Origin of the sequence: Streptomyces sp. NPDC005017, assembly GCF_042873115.1 — a bacterium.
Classification (GTDB): domain Bacteria; phylum Actinomycetota; class Actinomycetes; order Streptomycetales; family Streptomycetaceae; genus Streptomyces.
Genome location: NZ_JBIALD010000011.1, coordinates 164,994 through 182,318, shown reverse-complemented (window position 1 = coordinate 182,318; position 17,325 = coordinate 164,994). Strand labels below are relative to the sequence as shown.

The 17,325-nt window shown below is 71.5% G+C and carries 8 protein-coding genes, 1 other RNA gene and 1 pseudogene; 8 read left to right on the top strand and 2 right to left on the bottom strand.

Going from position 1 to position 17,325, the window contains the following annotated elements:
* Positions 1 to 8 precede the first annotated feature (8 nt).
* Positions 9 to 1,241: a bifunctional RNase H/acid phosphatase gene (locus tag ACFYR0_RS18925; RefSeq protein ID WP_389328864.1), complete on the top strand. Its 1,233-nt coding sequence runs from the start codon at positions 9 to 11 to the stop codon at positions 1,239 to 1,241.
* Here the strand turns inward: ACFYR0_RS18925 and eda are convergent.
* Both eda and yaaA read right to left on the bottom strand, forming a co-directional pair.
* A complete protein-coding gene (gene eda / locus ACFYR0_RS18920) occupies positions 1,216 to 1,851 on the bottom strand; it encodes a bifunctional 4-hydroxy-2-oxoglutarate aldolase/2-dehydro-3-deoxy-phosphogluconate aldolase (protein WP_389328861.1) in 636 nt (211 codons plus the stop codon). The two genes, ACFYR0_RS18925 and eda, sit on opposite strands and share 26 nt — an antisense overlap.
* 448 nt (positions 1,852 to 2,299) lie before the next feature.
* On the bottom strand, positions 2,300 to 3,082 hold the full coding sequence (gene yaaA, locus ACFYR0_RS18915) for a peroxide stress protein YaaA (protein WP_389328857.1): 783 nt from the start codon (positions 3,080 to 3,082) through the stop codon (positions 2,300 to 2,302).
* 75 nt (positions 3,083 to 3,157) lie between these two features.
* On the opposite strand from yaaA, the gene ACFYR0_RS18910 reads away from it, so the two are divergent.
* The 7 genes and pseudogenes from ACFYR0_RS18910 (at position 3,158) to ACFYR0_RS18880 (ending at position 16,692) form a co-directional block, all read left to right on the top strand.
* A complete protein-coding gene (locus tag ACFYR0_RS18910; RefSeq protein ID WP_389328854.1) occupies positions 3,158 to 4,591 on the top strand; it encodes an RNB domain-containing ribonuclease in 1,434 nt (477 codons plus the stop codon).
* Positions 4,592 to 4,702: 111 nt separating this feature from the next.
* Positions 4,703 to 5,272, top strand: coding sequence for a Uma2 family endonuclease (locus ACFYR0_RS18905; RefSeq protein ID WP_389328851.1), 570 nt, complete (start codon positions 4,703 to 4,705; stop codon positions 5,270 to 5,272).
* A gap of 42 nt (positions 5,273 to 5,314) precedes the next feature.
* A complete protein-coding gene (locus ACFYR0_RS18900; protein WP_389328848.1) occupies positions 5,315 to 6,136 on the top strand; it encodes an AraC family transcriptional regulator in 822 nt (273 codons plus the stop codon).
* Positions 6,137 to 6,155: 19 nt separating this feature from the next.
* Positions 6,156 to 6,935 (top strand): annotated as a pseudogene (locus ACFYR0_RS18895) (DMT family transporter); the annotation flags it as partial.
* A gap of 103 nt (positions 6,936 to 7,038) precedes the next feature.
* An RNA gene (gene rnpB / locus ACFYR0_RS18890) (RNase P RNA component class A) lies at positions 7,039 to 7,444 on the top strand.
* Between the two features lie 386 nt (positions 7,445 to 7,830).
* The gene (locus tag ACFYR0_RS18885) at positions 7,831 to 14,601 is read left to right on the top strand and encodes a DUF3320 domain-containing protein (protein WP_389328845.1); all 6,771 of its coding nucleotides are present in this window, start codon (positions 7,831 to 7,833) and stop codon (positions 14,599 to 14,601) included.
* Between the two features lie 204 nt (positions 14,602 to 14,805).
* Positions 14,806 to 16,692 carry a DNA/RNA helicase domain-containing protein gene (locus ACFYR0_RS18880; RefSeq protein WP_389328842.1) on the top strand — a complete coding sequence of 629 codons (1,887 nt, stop codon included), beginning with the start codon at positions 14,806 to 14,808 and terminating at the stop codon, positions 16,690 to 16,692.
* Positions 16,693 to 17,325 lie beyond the last annotated feature (633 nt).

Sequence of the window (17,325 nt, the reverse complement as noted above, 5' to 3'; positions counted from 1 at the left end):
CCCCGGGCGTGCGGGAGTTCGTCGTCGAGGCCGACGGCGGGTCGCGGGGCAACCCCGGCCCGGCCGGATACGGCGCGGTGGTCAGTGACGCGGTGACGGGGGAGACCCTGGCCGAGGAGTCGGAGTTCCTCGGGGTCGTCACCAACAACGTCGCCGAGTACCGGGGCCTGCTGGCCGGTCTGCGCGCGGCCCGTGCGCTGGACCCGGAGGCCGTCGTGCACGTCCGGATGGACTCCAAGCTCGTCGTGGAGCAGATGTCGGGGCGGTGGAAGATCAAGCACCCCGACATGAAGCCGCTCGCCCTGGAGGCGGGCCGGGTGTTCCCCGCCGACCGCGTGACCTACGAGTGGATCCCCCGGGAGCGCAACAAGCACGCAGACCGGCTGGCGAACGAGGCGATGGACGCGGGCACTTCGGGTCGGACCCGGGCCGCGGCCTCCCCGGCCAGGGAGAAGGCCCCGGCCGCAGAGGTCGAGGCCAACGTCAAAGCCGGGGCCGAGGTCGAGACCAGGGCCGAGGTCAAGGTCGAGGCCGGGGTCGAGGCCAGGACCGGGGCCGACGCGCGGGCCGCGAAGAGCGTGGCCGCCCCAGCCCCCGGGTGGGCCCCGGCCGACATGGGCGCACCCGCCACCTTCGTGCTGCTGCGCCACGGCGAGACCCCGCTGACGCCCGAGAAGCGGTTCTCCGGCAGCGGCGGCACCGACCCGTCCCTCTCCGCGGTGGGCCGTGAGCAGGCCGAGCGCGTGGCCGCCGCCCTCGCCAGGCGGGGGACGATCCAGGACGTCGTCGCCTCGCCGCTGGCCAGGACCCGGGAGACCGCCGGGTTCGTCGCCGACCGGCTCGGGCTGGAGGTCACCGTCGACGACGGGCTGCGGGAGACCGGCTTCGGCGCGTGGGAGGGGCTGACCTTCGGCGAGGTGCGGGAGAAGTACCCCGAGGACCTGAACGCCTGGCTGGCCGACCCCGAGGCCCGGCCCACCGGCGACGGCGAGAGCTTCGCCGAGACCGCCGTGCGGATCGCCGCCGCCCGCGACCGGCTGATCGCCGCGTACGCCGGCCGCACCGTCCTGCTGGTCACGCACGTCACGCCCATCAAGACGCTGGTACGGCTGGCCCTCGGCGCCCCGCCCGAGTCGCTGTTCCGGATGGAACTGTCGGCCGCCTCGCTCTCCGCGATCGCCTACTACGCCGACGGCAACGCCAGCGTGCGGCTGTTCAACGACACCTCGCACCTGCGCTGAGCCCCGCCGCCTCCCGCGCGAGCCGTTCGACGCGCGGCCAGTCGCGGGCGGCGACCGCGTCCGCCGGCAGCATCCAACTGCCGCCCACACAGCCGACGTTGGGCAGGGCCAGATAGTCGGGAGCGAGCGCCGGGCCGATCCCGCCGGTCGGGCAGAACCGGGCCTGGGGGAGCGGCCCGGAGAGCGACCGCAGGTACGCCGTGCCGCCCGCGGCCTGTGCCGGGAAGAACTTCATCTCCCGCACCCCGCGCTCCAGCAGCGCCACGACCTCGGACACCGTCGACACCCCCGGCAGGAACGGCAGCCCGGACCCGCGCATCGCCGTCAGCAGGGCGTCCGTCCAGCCGGGGCTGACCAGGAAGCGCGCCCCGGCCGCCACCGAGGCCGTCACCTGCCCGGGCGCGAGGACGGTCCCGGCCCCGACCACCGCCTCCGGCACCTCCTCGGCGATCGCCCGGATCGCCTCCGGCGCCTGCGGCGTCCGCAGCGTCACCTCGATCGCCGGCAGCCCACCCGCGACCAGCGCCCGCGCCAACGGCACGGCATCGGCGACGTCGTCCACCACCACGACAGGCAGAACGGGCGAGAGGTCCAGGACGGAGACAGCCATGCCGCACATCCTGCCGACACCCCCCAACACACGCAAAGCCCATTGCACACCCTGCAACGCCCCCGCTTGGGGGGCGCGGGGAACCGCGCAAAAAACAACGACGCCCCCGCACCCGCGAAACCGGCGAGCAACCCCCTCAGGGGCGCAGGGAACTGCGCGACCAACCACGACGGACCCGCACCCGCAGAACCGGCGAGCAACCACCCCCAGGGGCGCGGGGAACTGCGCAAACACCACGACGGACCCGCACCCGCAGAACCGGCAGGCGAGCACCCCCCTCAGGGGCGCGGGGAACTGCGCAAACACCACGACGGACCCGCACCCGCAGAACTGGCAAGCCACCACCCCCAGGGGCGCGGGGAACTGCGCGAACACCACGACGGACCCGCACCCGCCCCCCACGCCCACGGCGAGCAGCGCACCACCAGACACGAGCCCGCGAACCAGCTCAGTGAACCTCGTCCACCAGCACGTCCAGCGACCAAGCCGTCCCCACCCTGCCCGGAGCCTCCGCCTCCACGGTGTAACCCAGCTCCCGCAGGGCCTCCACCAGCTCAGCCGGACTGCCCGGCACGGAACCCGCCGCGAGCAGACCCCGCACGATCCGCCCCTTCGTGGCCTTGTTGAAGTGACTGACCACCTTCCGCGTCGGCGCGTGCAGCACCCGTACGGACGCCGTACGCCCCGCGACCTCACCCTTCGGCTTCCACGCCGCCGCGTACGCCGCCGACCTCAGGTCCAGCACCAGCCCCGACCCGGCCGCCTCCGGCAGCACCTCGGCCATCGGCGCCCGCCAGTGCCCGGCCAGCGCACCCAGCCCCGGCAGCTTCACGCCCATCGAACAGCGGTAGGAGGGGATCCGGTCGGTGACCCGCACCGCGCCCCAGAGCCCGGAGAAGACCAGCAGCGAGCGCGCGGCGCGCCGCTTCGCGGCGGTGTCCAGCGTGGCCAGGCCCAGGGCGTCGTACAGCACACCCGTGTAGACCTCCCCGGCCGGACGCGTGCCCGCGGTGCGCAGCTCCGTGTTCTTCGCGACCTCGCCCCGCAGCCCCTCGCTCAGCCCGAGCACCTCACGGGCCTTGTCCTCGTCCGCCGCGCACAGCTCGACCAGCTCCTCCAGCACGGCCGCCCGCGCCCCGGCCAGCCCCGGCAGCGACAGCGACTCCGGCTTCAGCGGGGCGCCACGGCCGGACGCGGCCTTGCCTTCGGAGGGCGGAAGCAGGACGAGCACGGGTCTTTCTCCTTCGGGTCGGCTCGGGACAGCGTACGGCGTGCCGCCCCGCCCGCCCCGCCCTACGCTCGCTGTATGCCCCGCCGTCCGATCCGCGTGACCGGTGCCCCGCAAGCCCCCCTGCGGGCCGCGCTCGCCGCGCTCCGCGCCGAGCTCGGCGTCCCGGCGGGCTTCCCGCCCGAGGTCCTCGCCGAGGCCGAACGCGCCGCCCGCGACCCCGCCCTCCCGGTGGAGGACGCGACCGACATCCCGTTCGCCACCGTCGACCCCCCGACCTCCACCGATCTGGACCAGGCGTTCCACCTGTCCCGGCAGGGCACCGGCTACCGCGTCCGGTACGCCATCGCCGACGTCGCCGCGTTCGTCGTCCCCGGCGGCGCGCTGGACGCCGAGGCCCACCGGCGGGTCATGACCCTGTACTTCCCCGACGCGAGGACCCCGCTGCACCCGCCCGTGCTCGGCGAGGGCGCCGCCAGCCTGCTGCCCGGACACACCCGCCCGGCCGCGCTGTGGACGATCGACCTGGACGCCGACGGCGACCCGCTCGCCGTCGACCTGCGGCGCGCCCTCGTGCGCAGCCGGGCCAGGCTCGACTACGCGGGCGTACAGCGCGAGCTCGACTCCGGCACCGCCGAGGAGCCCCTCGAGCTGCTGCGTACCGTCGGCCGTCTGCGCGAGGCACTGGAGGCCGACCGCGGCGGCATCTCCCTCAACGTGCCCGAGCAGGAGATCACCGAGCACGACCACGGCTACGACCTCGCGTACCGCGCCCCGCTGCCCGCCGAGGGCTTCAACGCCCAGCTCTCCCTGCTCACCGGCATGGCGGCCGCCGACCTGATGCTGACCTGCGGTACCGGGGTCCTGCGCACCCTCCCCGCCGCCCCCGACGGCGCGGTGGGCAGGCTGCGCCTGAGCGCCAAGGCCCTGCGCGTCGACTGGCCGCACCACGTCTCGTACGCCGCGCTGGTGCGCTCCCTCGACCCCCGCGAACCCCGGCACGCCGCCTTCCTCCAGGAGTGCACGGCTCTGCTGCGCGGCGCGGGCTACACCGTCTTCCGCGACTTCGACCTCCCGGAGATCACCACCCACTCCGCCGTCGCCGCCCCCTACACCCACTGCACGGCCCCGCTGCGCCGCCTGGCCGACCGCTACACCACCGAGATCTGCCTCGCCGCGGCGGCCGGGCAGCCCGTGCCCGAGTGGGTCCTCGCCGCCCTCGACGCGCTGCCCGGGGAGATGGCCGGCGGTGGCCGCCGGGCCGCCCAGGTCGAACGCGGCAGTATCGACATCGTCGAGGCGGCCCTGCTCGAGAACCGCGTGGGCGAGATCTTCGACGCGTGCGTGATCGACCTGGCCGACGACAGGCCGACGACCGGCACGGTCCACCTGGAGTCCCCGGCGATCGTCGGCCGCGTCGACGGCGACGCCCTCCCCCTGGGCGAGCGCCTGCGCGTCCGCCTCACCGAAGCGGACCCGGCCAGGGCGAAAGTACGGTTCGTGCCTGCTTGAGGGCCTGTGCCGTGACGTCGTGTGCCACGATCGAGGGAACGGTTCCCGATCTCTTGGACAGGTGATCAGCCGATGTCCCAGCCTGGCGAGCGACCGAAGGAGGGGCGTGACATGACTGCCGTCGCCCATGAGCCGCTCACGCAGGACGAGGTCCTGCTGGAGGGCTTTCTCGCCCTGGAGACCCCGGAAGGATTCCGGGCGGAGCTGATCGAGGGGGAGATCGTTGTGACACCGCCGCCGGACGGGGATCACGAGGACCACATCGGGCTGATCGTGAGCCAGGTGATCAGGCGATCGCTCACCCACATGCAGTTCTCCGGGAACAAGGGCCTCAAGCTGGAAGGCAGCCCGAGGGACCACGTCATCCCGGACGGAACGTTCGCCCCCATGGAGCGGCGTCTCTACCGGGGAGCCGAGCCCTGGATGCCCTGCGAGGGCGTGGCCCTGGTGCTCGAAGTCACCTCCTCCAAGCCGGCCGCCGACCGTGAGGTCAAGCGCCGCTGCTACGCCCGGGGCGGCATCCCCCTCTACCTGCTGGTCGACCGCGACGCCGCCTCGGTCACGCTCTTCAGCGACCCCAAGGGACACGACTACCGCGAGCACATCACCCTCCCCTTCGGCAAACCCCTCCCCCTCCCCGAACCCTTCGGCTTCGACCTGGAGACCGCGGACTTTCTCTGACCCTCCCGGCGTTGCACCCTGTGGACCGGAAGGGGGCACGGGGTGGCGGAGCAGGCACGGTGGACGAGGGCGCGGCTGGGGCGGTGCGGCCCGTCGCTCGACCTGCTGACCGCCCGCTTCCAGAGGCACGTCTACGCCCCGCACGCGCACGAGGAGTTCACGATCGGGGTCTGCGTCGGCGGGACCGAGATCATCGACTACCGCGGCGGGCACATACGCACCGGGCCGGGCTCGATCGTCGTACTGGAACCGGGGGAGATGCACACCGGCGGCCCCGCCACCGGCAGCGACGGGTACGCCTACCGGGCGCTGTACGCCGACCCCGCACTGCTCCGGGAGGGCACGACCGGCACCCCGCACTTCCGGGAGCCGCTGCTCGACGACCCCGAGCTGACCGCCGCGCTGCGGGTGACCCACGCCGAGCTGGCCACCTGTCCGGACCCGCTGGAGGCGGAGTCGCGGCTGCCGTGGCTGCTCACGGCCCTCACCCGGCGCCACTCCACCGCCCGCGCCACCCTCGACCTGGTCCCCGGCGCCGACCGCGTCGCCCTCGCCGTACGGGACCGTCTGGCTGACGAGCTGCTCGCCCCGCCCTCCCTCGCGGACCTCGCCGCGGATCTGGGCCTGTCCCGCTACCAGTTGCTGCGCGCCTTCCGGACGACCATGGGCGTGCCGCCGTACGCGTGGCTGGCGCAGCACCGGGTCAGCCGGGCCCGTGGGCTGCTGGAGGCGGGGCTGCGGCCGGCCGAGGTCGCCCCGCTCGTCGGGTTCGCCGACCAGGCGCATCTCACGCGCTGGTTCCGCCGGGTGCTGGGCGTGACCCCGGCCGCGTACCGCAACAGCGTTCAAGACGGCAGGGGCTGATCCGGCCGAGACTCGGGGCATGACTGCACGCGGCTGGTTCCTGTTCTCCCTGATGGGAGTCGTCTGGGGCATCCCCTATCTGATGATCAAGGTCGCGGTGGACGAACTGTCCCCGTCGACGGTGGTCTTCGCGCGCTGTGTGATCGGCGCCCTGCTCCTGCTGCCCTTCGCGCTCCGCCAGCGCGGCCTCATGGACACTGTCCGCGCCCACTGGCGCCCCATGCTGGCCTTCGCGTGCATCGAGATCGTCGGCCCCTGGTGGACCCTCACCGACGCCGAACGCCATCTGTCCAGCTCCACGGCGGGCCTGCTGATCGCGGGCGTGCCGATCGTGGGCGTGGCCATGGCCCGCTTCTTCGGCGCCTCGGAGCACCTGGGTGCGCGGCGGATCGCGGGGTTGACCGTCGGACTCGGCGGTGTGGCGGTGCTGACCGTCCCCCACCTCACCGGCGGGGACGCCCGCTCCCTCGCCGAGGTCCTGGTGACGGTCGTCGGCTACGCGACGGCACCGCTGATCGCCGCCCGCTGGCTCAGGAACGTCCCCACACTGCACCTGATCACGCCCTGTCTGGCGTTCTCGGCGGTCGTCTACGCCCCCGCGGCGGCGGTGACCTGGCCGTCCGCGATGCCCTCCACGCAGGCGCTGACGGCGCTGGCGGGCCTGGGCGTGCTCTGCACGGCGCTCGCCTTCGTGGCGTTCCTGGAGCTGATCAAGGAGGCCGGCCCGACCCGGGCGACCGTGATCACCTACGTCAACCCGGCCGTGGCGGTCGCCGCCGGCGTCCTCTTCCTCGGCGAGGAGCTGACCGCGACGATCGGTGTCGCCTTCACCCTCATCCTGGCCGGTTCGGTGCTGGCCACGGCCGCCCCTCGCAGGCCGGTAACATGGTCGCCACGGCAGACGAGCCGGGCGGGCGGCCGCGTGAAGTCCCTCAGGGGGCTTCCCGAGGAACGTCCGGGCTCCACAGGGCAAGGTGATGGCTAACGGCCACCCGGGGTGACCCGCGGGACAGTGCCACAGAAAACAGACCGCCCGGCGCTCAGGCACCGGGTAAGGGTGAAACGGTGGTGTAAGAGACCACCAGTGCCCAGGGCGACCTGGGCAGCTAGGTAAACCCCACCTGGAGCAAGGTCAAGAGGAGCCGCTGTAAAAGGCGGCTCTGCGCGGACGTTCGAGGGCTGCCCGCCCGAGTCCGCGGGTAGACCGCACGAGACCGGCGGCAACGCCGGTCCTAGATGGATGGCCGTCGCCCCGGCCCCCGCGAGGGAACCGGGGAACAGAACCCGGCGTACAGCCCGACTCGTCTGCCCTTGGGTTCTCACCCGGCCGTCCCGGTCGGCCGCGGTGGCTGGGGCCGATGACGGCCTGAAGCAGACGCCCGTGCCGGGCAGGAGGCGGCCGTCGAGGTCGCGGGACCGGGCGACGGAGTCGGTGTGCTCCATTCGCTGTTCCGGAAGGCCTTGCGGCCAGGCCGCGCGGAGACCTCGCGGCTGTGGAGTAGACGTTCCGTAGCCATCGCTTCACGCATTGGTGAGCTGACCGTAGAATTTCGCATCCAGGGGGGATTAGCGGGACTTGCGCGGCCACCGGGACAGTACGGATCTCTGTGGCCTCGCTCTGCGCAGGCGTCGGAGGGGACTGCCGCCGACGCCGGTGCTCCGTCGACCCAGAAGCGACAACATCAGGGACCAGCGTGACGAACTCGGTTGCCTTCGGGGGCAGTCAGGAATTCGACCGCCTCAAGGCGATGCTCGAGAGCTGGCGCACCTCTCTGGTGGACCTGAGCGGCCGCAACCGGCTGCTCAACTTCCGCCACACGAAGTCGGCGACACTGGAGATCTCTACCCCGTCCGCACAGGAGCTCGTCGAAGGCCTGGCCCGCGGCTGGGACTTCGCGCCGCTCCCGGACGAGGAGCCGGCGGCCGACGAGGGCAGGCAACCCGGCGACGTGGTCCTGGCGAAGAAGGGCGACCGCACCGACGGAATCGTCACACAGAAGACCACGGCGCCTGCTCTTCTGCGCGCGCTGAACAGCCTGCGCGCCAAAGCGACGCAGGTCTTCAACGACTACGGCCTGTGGACCCTCAACCTCGGCGTCGGCATGCTCCGCTGGCGTGAGGACGGAGCCGAGGCGGACAGCGACGCTCCCCTGGTCCTGATGCCGGTGGTCATCGAACGTGCGCGCAACGGCCGGATCCGACTCAGGGCGAGCGAGGAGGAGGAGCCGCGCCTCAACCCCGCCCTGAAGGTGAAGCTGGAGCAATTCCATATCGACTGGACGCCGGTCGGCGAACAGGATCCTTCGGACCTGGGGGCGGTGCTCTCCGCCGCGGCTCGCGCGGTGGCGGGCAAGGCGGGATGGCAGCTCTCCGACCGTGTGGTGCTCGCGCTCTTCGCCTCCCACAAGGAGTCGATGTACCAGGACCTGCTGGACAACCAGGACCGGGTTCTCGGCAGTGACCTCGTCCGGGCGATGGCTCTCGGCCCGAACTCAGGACTCGCTTCCGACCGTTTCGACTTCGAGGAGATCGAGCTCGGCCGGATCGATGAACTGAGCCCGCCCGAGGACAGTCCGCTCGTGCTCGACGCCGACGCCTCGCAGCGGCAGGCCGTTGCCGCAGCCGTGGCCGGACAGTCGTTCGTCCTGGACGGCCCGCCCGGCACCGGCAAGAGCCAGACGATCACCAACATGATCGCCGGTCTGATGCACGCCGGCCGCAGTGTGCTCTTCGTCAGTGAGAAGGCGGCGGCCCTCGACGTCGTCCTCGACCGGCTGAAGTCGGTCGGGCTCGACTCGTACGCCCTGGCGCTCCACAGCCACAACACCAGCCGCAAAGCGGTGGCCCAGGAGCTGGGTCGGGCTCTCGCGGAGGAGCCGCGCGCGCCGCAGCTGTCAGAGCAGACCCTGGCCCAGGCGAGGGAACTCCGCCTCGCCCTCAGCGCTTACGCCGAAGCGATGAACGAGGTCCGCGACCCGCTGGGACGGACCCTGCACGATGTGCTCGGCCGCGTCGCCGGACTGTCCGAGGCGCCGGTCGCCTATCTGAGTCAAGGCGACGGCACTCCCACGGGGGCAGAGGCGACGTTTCGCGCCGCGACGTTCGGCGACGAGGACCTGCGCCTGATCGTCGAGGCGACAGAAGCCATTTCCGACGCTTGGGAGGCGGTCGCCGATCCGTCGTTCCCCTGGCGGGACCTGCGATCCGGTCTGCCGCATCCACGTCCTGTGCTTGAGCAGGCCCAGGCGGCGCGGGATGCGCTCGCGACAGCGGTCGACCGGTACCGGGATCTCGCACCCGAAGGTGCACCTCACACAGATCAGAGCGGAATCGATCGGCTGATCCTTCTCCTACGGCTGCTCGACGTCCGGAGTCCTGTCCCGGAAGCATGGCTGACCACGGATGCCTTCGCCGACGAGGTGGACGACCGGGTCGACGCTTTCCTGGCGGAACTGCGCAAGGTGCAGCGTACGAGCGCTGCCGTCCGGGCGACGGTGGGCGAGCGATGGGAGGAGTTGTCGACGAGGCTGACGGCCGTGCCGGGGGAAGCCGAGAAGACGCTCTCGGCGATGGCGCCGCGCGGCCTGGACCTCGCCGGACTCACGGAGGAGCAAGCGCGACAGCTCGCTGGGGAGTTCGACGCGACGGCCGGTGTGCTGGAGCGGACCCGCCAGAGCCTCATCGATGTCAGCCACCTCACCGGGCTCACGAATCCCGTCAGCCCCGAGGAAGCACGTCATCTGTGCGACGTGATCGCCGTGGCCGGTACCGAGCACCGCCCTCTTGCACAGTGGCTGGTCCCTGATGGCCCCGCGCAGGCGGAGGAGGCGGCGGTCAGAGGGGTCGCCGACGCGGTGAGCGACTTCTTCGCGAGACGGGACCAGGTACTCGCCGCCCAGGCCCTGGCCACGGGCCACGCGGGCCCGGGATGGGCCGAACTGAGTCCAGAGACGAGTGCGGAGCGACCGGCCAACGAGCAGGCCCTCGCCGCATTGAAACCGCCTGGCGCCGACATCGCGTCCTTGACCGGCCCCGAGGCCGCGGAGCTGGCCGGGCGATTCGACACGCTCGCCGAAACCCTTGAGACGGCTGCCGAGCACGCCGACTCCGTGGCCGAACGGCTCGGGTGCGACCGGTCACAGGCGACGTCCGAGGCCGAGGACCTGGCCACGCTCGTGGAGCTGGCCACAGCCTCGGACCGCATGCTCGAAGCATGGCTCGACCCCGAGGCGCTTCCGGGTGTCCGGGCAGCCGTCGCGGAGATCTCCTCGGCCGCGGAAGACCTGGCTGCCGCAGAGGCGGCGGCGCGTGACACCTTCCTGCCCGAGGTCGTCTCCACGCCCGAACTGCCCGAAGCGGTCCACCGGCTGCTTGAAGGCCGCCAAGGACTGGCCGGAATGCTGTCCAGCGGCATCCGGGCAGACCGGAAACTCGTGGCCGGCCTGACGCACGGCGGCTCGTGGCGCGGCGAGCTGTACGACAAGCTGCCACTGGCAGACGCCTGGTGTGCCGCGCACCGGAAGCTGCGGTCGCTGGCCACGACCCACGCCGAGCTGATCGGCCGCTATCGCGGCGCTGCGTTGCCCGAGGTCGCGGCACTGCGCAGGGCGCTCGTACACGCCGAAACGGTCCACGCCCTCGCGCCGGAAACCGTCGCCGACCCCTACCGCCGCGGGCTGCTCGCCACTCACCTGGCCGACGGCCGGGAGCCGCATCCCGTACTCGTCGAGCAGGGAAGGTCGCTGCGCGGCGAGCTCGCCACCTGGGCAGGGGGCTTGGACAGTCCGTCGCTGGCACCGCATGCGGCTGACCTCACCAAGCAGCCGCTCGACGCCGTAGCCCGGTGGCTGCGGGCCCATCTCACCCCATTGCGGCAGGCTGTCGCACTGCTGGACACCGTGACCTCTGTCGGCCGCCGGGACGAGGGCCCCGGTTCCCGGCACACGCTCGCCTCCGCGCGCACGGCGGTCGCGGCCGCGCACGCGGCACAGGAGGAGACCGCCGCGTTCGCCGCTCAGGCGGTAGCGGACCGCAGCCTTCTCGGCCCCTGGTATCGGGGCCTCGACACGCAGGCGGACGACCTGCACGACGCCGCGCCCAACGGCGTGACGGGCTACGAGCCGACGGGACAGCTCCTGCGCCGCGGCGTTGACCTGATGCGACAGCAACCGGGCCCGTACACCACGGGGCTTCAGCGCGAGTCGCTGGGTAGGTACGCCACTGAAGGACATCTGAGCACCGAGGCCCTGCGGGCCGCCCTGGACTCGGCTCGGCTTGTCGCCCGTCTCGCATCCGGCACGCTCGCGGAACCGGAGCGCCGGAACAGCCTCGTCAAGGTACTTGCCGACGGTCGGCCCGAACCGCGCGAACTCCTCGCGCAGGTCCGCCAGATTCGCCGTGACCTGGACCTGTGGCAGGAGTGCACCGGGCAGCCCCACCTCGCGGCGGTCGGCACGGCACTCGCCGCCCGGCCTCTGGACCGTGCGGCGAGCTGGCTCCGCGCGCACGTGGAGCCCTTCGAGGACGCGGCCGACCTCATCCGCTCGACCGCCCGCGTCATGGACGACGGGACGGGCCTCACCCTGTCCCGGGCCAGGGGAGCGGTGGCCGCCGTGGTCTCCGCCCGCGACGCCGAGTCCCTTCTCGCCGAGAACGACGCCACCTACCGAAGTCTCCTCGGTTCCCTCTACCAGGGCGCCGGGACAAGTCGCGATGCGATCCTGGATGCCGTGGACTGGGCCCAGAAGACCCGGCGCACCGCACATGGCGGCCACTCCGCTCCTCTGTCGCCGACTGCGGCCCGGCTCATGCTGGCCGCGCCGCCCGATCCGTCCGTAGCGTCCTGCGCCAGCGACTGGAATCGTCAGCGCGAGGCACTCGTCGATTGCTTCGAGCCTGAGCGGTCCGAAGAGCTGCGACGCGAGCTCGCCGACTGCCTCACCGCCGCCCAGTCCGTCCTCTCCCGCCTCGACCGCGACCCCTTCGGTCCGGAAGCGTGGACCAGCTGCGCTGACGCACTGACCCTGCTGCGGCGCTACCACCTCGACGGGCTCCCCGACCAGCTCGCACGCCGCGAGGTCTCCGCCGAGGATTTCCCCGCCGCGATGGAACGCGCGGTCCTCACCGCCTGGGTCGAGCACCAGCTCGCCACCGACCAGAGGCTGAGGCCGATGCGGGCCGTGGAACGCGACCAGTTGGTGAAACGCTTCCAGAGGGCGGATCAGGATCTGGTGGCGGCGGCACACGCCGAGGTCATCGCCGCGTGCAACTCCCGCCGCCCTCGACGGACTTCGGTCGGGCAGGCCGCCGTCATCCGCCGCGAATCCGAGAAGCAGCGTCGTCACATGCCTGTACGGCACCTGCTGCAGCAGACCCGTGATGTCGTACGGCTGGTCAAGCCCTGCTTCATGATGAGTCCGCTGACGGTCAGCCAGTTCCTTCCACCGGACTTCGAGTTCGATGTCGTCGTCTTCGACGAAGCGTCTCAGGTGCTCCCCCAGGACGCGGTGAACTCCGTCTACCGCGGCAAGGCCCTCATCGTGGCGGGTGACCAGAAGCAGTTGCCGCCGACCTCGTTCTTCTCTGCGACCGGCGACAGCGACGACGGAGATGAATGGGACGACGACGCCACCGACAGCTTCGAGTCCATCCTCGACCTGTGCAAGGCCAGCGGAGTCCTGCGGGGTCTGCCCCTGCGCTGGCACTACCGCAGTCGGCACGAGAACCTGATCGCCTTCAGCAACCACGACTTCTACGACAACTCCATGGTCACCTTCCCAGGCGCGCTGGAACAGGGACCGGACATCGGCGTGGAGTTCATCAAGGCGGACGGCGTCTACGACCGCGGTGGAAGCAGCGACAACCCCATCGAGGCCACCAAGGTGGCCCAGCGCGTCATCCACCACTTCGACACCCGTCCCGAGCACACCCTCGGAGTGGTCGCGCTGTCGAAGTCGCAGGCGGAGGCGATCGAGGAGGCGGTGCAGAAGGCGAGGGCGGCCCGCCCGGACCTCGACCGCCACTTCACGGAGGGCCGGCTCGACGGATTCTTCGTCAAGAACCTCGAAACCGTCCAGGGCGACGAGCGCGACGTCATCATCCTCTCGATCGGCTACGGCCCCGACCACCGGGGCAAGCTGCTGTCGACCTTTGGGCCCATCAACAGGGAGGGCGGCTGGCGACGACTCAACGTCGCCGTGACGCGCGCCCGGCGCCGCATGGAGGTCGTCGCCTCCTTCCACGGTGGTGACCTGCCGGACAGCGCCAACAAGAGCGTCCAGCATCTGAAGCGGTACCTGCAGTACGCCCAGCACGGTCCTGCGATCCTTCAGACGGAGGCCGCCGATCCGGACGCGGCTCCGGAGAGCCCCTTCGAAGAGGAGGTCATCGCCGTCCTGCGCGGCTGGGGATATGAGGTCCAGCCGCAGGTGGGGGTCGCAGGGTTCCGCATCGACATGGCGGTACGGCACCCAGGCGCGTCCGGTACGTACGCGCTGGGCATCGAGTGCGACGGCGCCATGTATCACTCCTCGCGGGCGGCGAGGGACCGTGACCGGCTCAGAGAAGCGGTCCTGCGCGACCTGGGCTGGAGGCTGCATCGGATCTGGGGTACTGACTGGTACCGGAACCGGCGGGATGCGATGGCGCGACTGCGCGCCGCGGTGGAGGCGGCATGCGCGGAGGATCCGCACACGGTGCGGGCAGCATCGCCCGTGGCCCCGGTGGACGCCAGCGGTAACGGGGGCGGTTCGGCGGACGGCGAGGACGGCGAGGGCGGCCCCATGAGCACCGGGCGCGGCGAGCCCGCGGAAGGGCCGTCCGGCGGGCCGGCCGTCCCACGAGTGGAGTTCGTGACCGTCGACGCCGGCCCCGCGCCCTGGAGCCGTCCCTACCAGGACGTCGACCTTGCTCTGTTGGCAGCGGTACGTGAGAGGTCCGGCCGCCAGCGGGGCATGCGAGCTGTGGAGTTGCAGGACCCCGACGCCCTCGACGTCGTGGCGGACGTGGCGCTGTGCGTGGTCGAGGTGGAAGGGCCCGTCGAGAAGGAAGTGATCTACACCCGCGTCCGTCTTGCGTGGGGCCTCGGACGAGCCGGCCAGGTGGTTCGCGACCGTATCGACCGGGCTCTGCGCCGCCTGCTCAAGCAGGGCAAGATCGTTCACGTCGGCACGGCGTACGACAGGCCCGGCCACCAGACGGAGTTCGCCCGCACGCCGACGGAGCGGTGCGCCCGGCGAGTCGCCGAGGTTCCCGCGGCGGAGCGGCAGCTCGTGCTCACCAACGTGGTCGACGAAGGACCGGGCGTGCACCGCGAGGATCTGCTGCGAGAGGCTGCTCGCTTCTTCGGGTGGGCTCGGCTCGGAGCCGATATCCGGGACGCGCTGACCGGCGACATCGACGCATTGATCGCCGCGGGGGATCTGACAGAGACGGAGGGTGGCCTGATGCCCGCCGAGGGTTCCTGATCCGCTGCGGTGGGCTCTCCTCGTATCGTCCGGAGGGCCCGCAGAGCCTGTCGGCCCCATTCGGCCGGTACGACTGTCAGTGCCGGAAGGTACGCTCACCCATATCGTCAACGCGGCCCGACGGGCTTCCGCTCCGCCCCGGTGGAGTCTCGAAGGACATGCCCCCACCCGCACGAGTCTTTTCGTGCTGCCTGGGGGAAGTCCTTGCTGTTCCGCGCGTCCGCCAAGACGGTCGCCGTCATGGCACTCGACGGTTCGCTGTTCCTGCACCTCACCGACAAGTTCGTCCACATGCACGGCTATCGGCCAGGCGCCTCGGAGGTGCGTTCCTGGGAGCGCAGCATCCCGGTCCTGGCCGCCGCGCTCAACGACGCCGGCCTCGGCGACGTGGAGGTCATGCTGGAGTACGCGCTCCCGCTGAACAGCAAGCGGGCGGACGTCGTCCTCGCCGGTGTGCACCCGGTCACGGGGGAACCGTCCTACGTGGTGGTGGAGCTGAAGCAGTGGAGCCAGGCGCTGCCGCATGAGGACGACCCCACTCTGTGCCATGTCGACGCCTACGCCCATCCTGTCCTCAACCCCATCGAGCAGGTGCGCCGCTACTGCGAGTACCTGGTCAACTTCAATGGCGCGGTGGCGGAGTGCGCGCACCGGGTCGCGGGAGTGGCCTACCTGCACAACGCCACCGAGTTCGGTGTGACAGGGCTGCGGGAGATCGAGCGTGACGGCCGCGGACTCCTCTTCACCGAGGAACGCCGCGGCGCCTTCCTCGACCACCTTCGGACGAGGCTCAGCGACAGGCATCTGGGTGCCCAGGCGGCGGACGAACTCCGTGCGGGCGCCACGGTGCCGTCGAGGCAGCTCATGTCCGTGGCCGCCGAAGAGGTGCGTGAGCGCTCGCAGTTCGTCCTCCTGGACGAGCAGCAGGTCGCGTACCGCATGGTGCTCAATGCCGTCGAGAAGGCCAAGCACGCCGACCGCAAGGAAGTCGTCGTCGTCACGGGCGGCCCCGGCACGGGCAAGAGCGTCATCGCTCTCCAACTGCTGGGTGAGCTCTACCGGCGCGGAGTCCCGGCACTGCACGCCACCGGCTCACAGTCGTTCACGAAGACGATGAGGAAGGTCGCCGGAGCCCGCAAGCGGGAAGTCCAGGACCTGTTCAAGTACTTCAACAGCTTCATGACCGCCGAGAAGAACAGTCTGGGTGCCCTGATCTGCGACGAGGCACACCGCATCCGCGAGACCTCGGCCAACCGCTACACCCGCGCCGAGAACCGTACCGGCAGGGCGCAGATCGACGAACTCATCGATGTCGCCCACGTGCCCGTCTTCTTCCTCGACGAGCACCAAGTCGTACGCCCGGGTGAGATGGGTACGGTGGCCGAGATCGAGGCGGCAGCGGCGAAGCGGGGCATCCCCTGCTATGTCGTCCCGCTGGACAGCCAGTTCCGCTGCGGCGGCAGCGATGCCTACCTGCGTTGGGTGGTCCGCCTTCTCGGCCTGGAGGCGGGCGGGCCGGTCGGATGGGAGCCGGACGGCCGCATGCAGTTGCTCGTCGCCGACAGCCCGGGAGAGCTGGAAGCCTTCCTCGAGGCCCGTCGGACGCAGGGCTACGGTGCCCGCATGTCCGCGGGCTACTGCTGGCGCTGGTCTTCGGAACCCAGGCCCGGAGCCCCGCTCCCGCCCGACGTCGTCATCGGCGACTGGGCCCGTCCCTGGAACCTGCGCGGCGACCGCGCCGTCTCCGGCGCGCCCCCGGCCGCCCTGTGGGCCACCGACCCGGCCGGCTTCGGACAGGTCGGCTGCGTCTACACCGCCCAGGGCTTCGAGTACGACTGGTCCGGCGTGATCATCGGCCCCGATCTGGTCTGGCGCGGCGACCGCTGGATCACGGACCGGACCGCGTCGAAGGACCCGGTCTTCAAGAAGTCCACATCCGACACGGACGTGGATCGCCTGATCCGCAACACGTACAAGGTGCTGCTGACCCGGGGCATGGTCGGCACGATCGTGTACTCGACGGACCCGGAGACGCGGGAGAAGCTGCGGGAGCTAGCGGGACAGCCGACACGGAAGCCGGCGGTGATCTGACAGCGGTACCGACGGCCCCGGCCGGAGTCCGGTCGCCCGCGGGCTGCCCCGGCCGAGCATCCAGCCGACGCTTTCCGCACGCACCGGGTGGTCAGGCTGTCCCACTGCTTCCAGGCGCTCGGCGAGCGTGCGCCATTCTGCCGCGTCGTCCTCGCGGATCTGCACGTTCGCGGGAGAGTCCCCCAGGTCCACGGCTGTGGTCAGGCGGACGCCGCCGTCCGGAAGCCGCTTGGCCTCGGCGGCGTCCAGTCACCGGCCGAGCGGGACCGCCGGACCAGCACGGGCTTGCCGTCGAGGCTGTCCTGCCAAGTGCGGCCCTCGAGCAGATACTCGTGCCGCCCTTCGGAACGCGAGGTACGTCGGCCCTTCGACAAAGCCACCTTTTGCTCGGCCTTGCCGTTTTCGCACTGCGCAGCTCGGCGGCGACTTCCAGCCGGACCGCGGTCAGCAGCTCGCCCACCGGATACGGACGGGTCGACTCCTGCGCCATCTCCACCCCGAGGTGATCGGCTCATCGTCCTGACATGCGCCGGACCCGGGCGCACACGGAAGAGCGAGCCTACGGACACAGGGGAAGGGCGAATGTGTTTCCGGTCAGCGGCCCCTCGGCGGGGAGGACAGTGCTGCGAAAAG

What these genes read in the sequence shown, in the direction of transcription:
- eda (WP_389328861.1), bottom strand. Translation starts at nt 1,851, where the DNA reads ATGGCTGTCTCCGTCCTGGACCTCTCGCCCGTTCTGCCTGTCGTGGTG.
- ACFYR0_RS18910 (WP_389328854.1), top strand. Translation starts at nt 3,158, where the DNA reads ATGCCCCGCCGTCCGATCCGCGTGACCGGTGCCCCGCAAGCCCCCCTG.
- ACFYR0_RS18905 (WP_389328851.1), top strand. Translation starts at nt 4,703, where the DNA reads ATGACTGCCGTCGCCCATGAGCCGCTCACGCAGGACGAGGTCCTGCTG.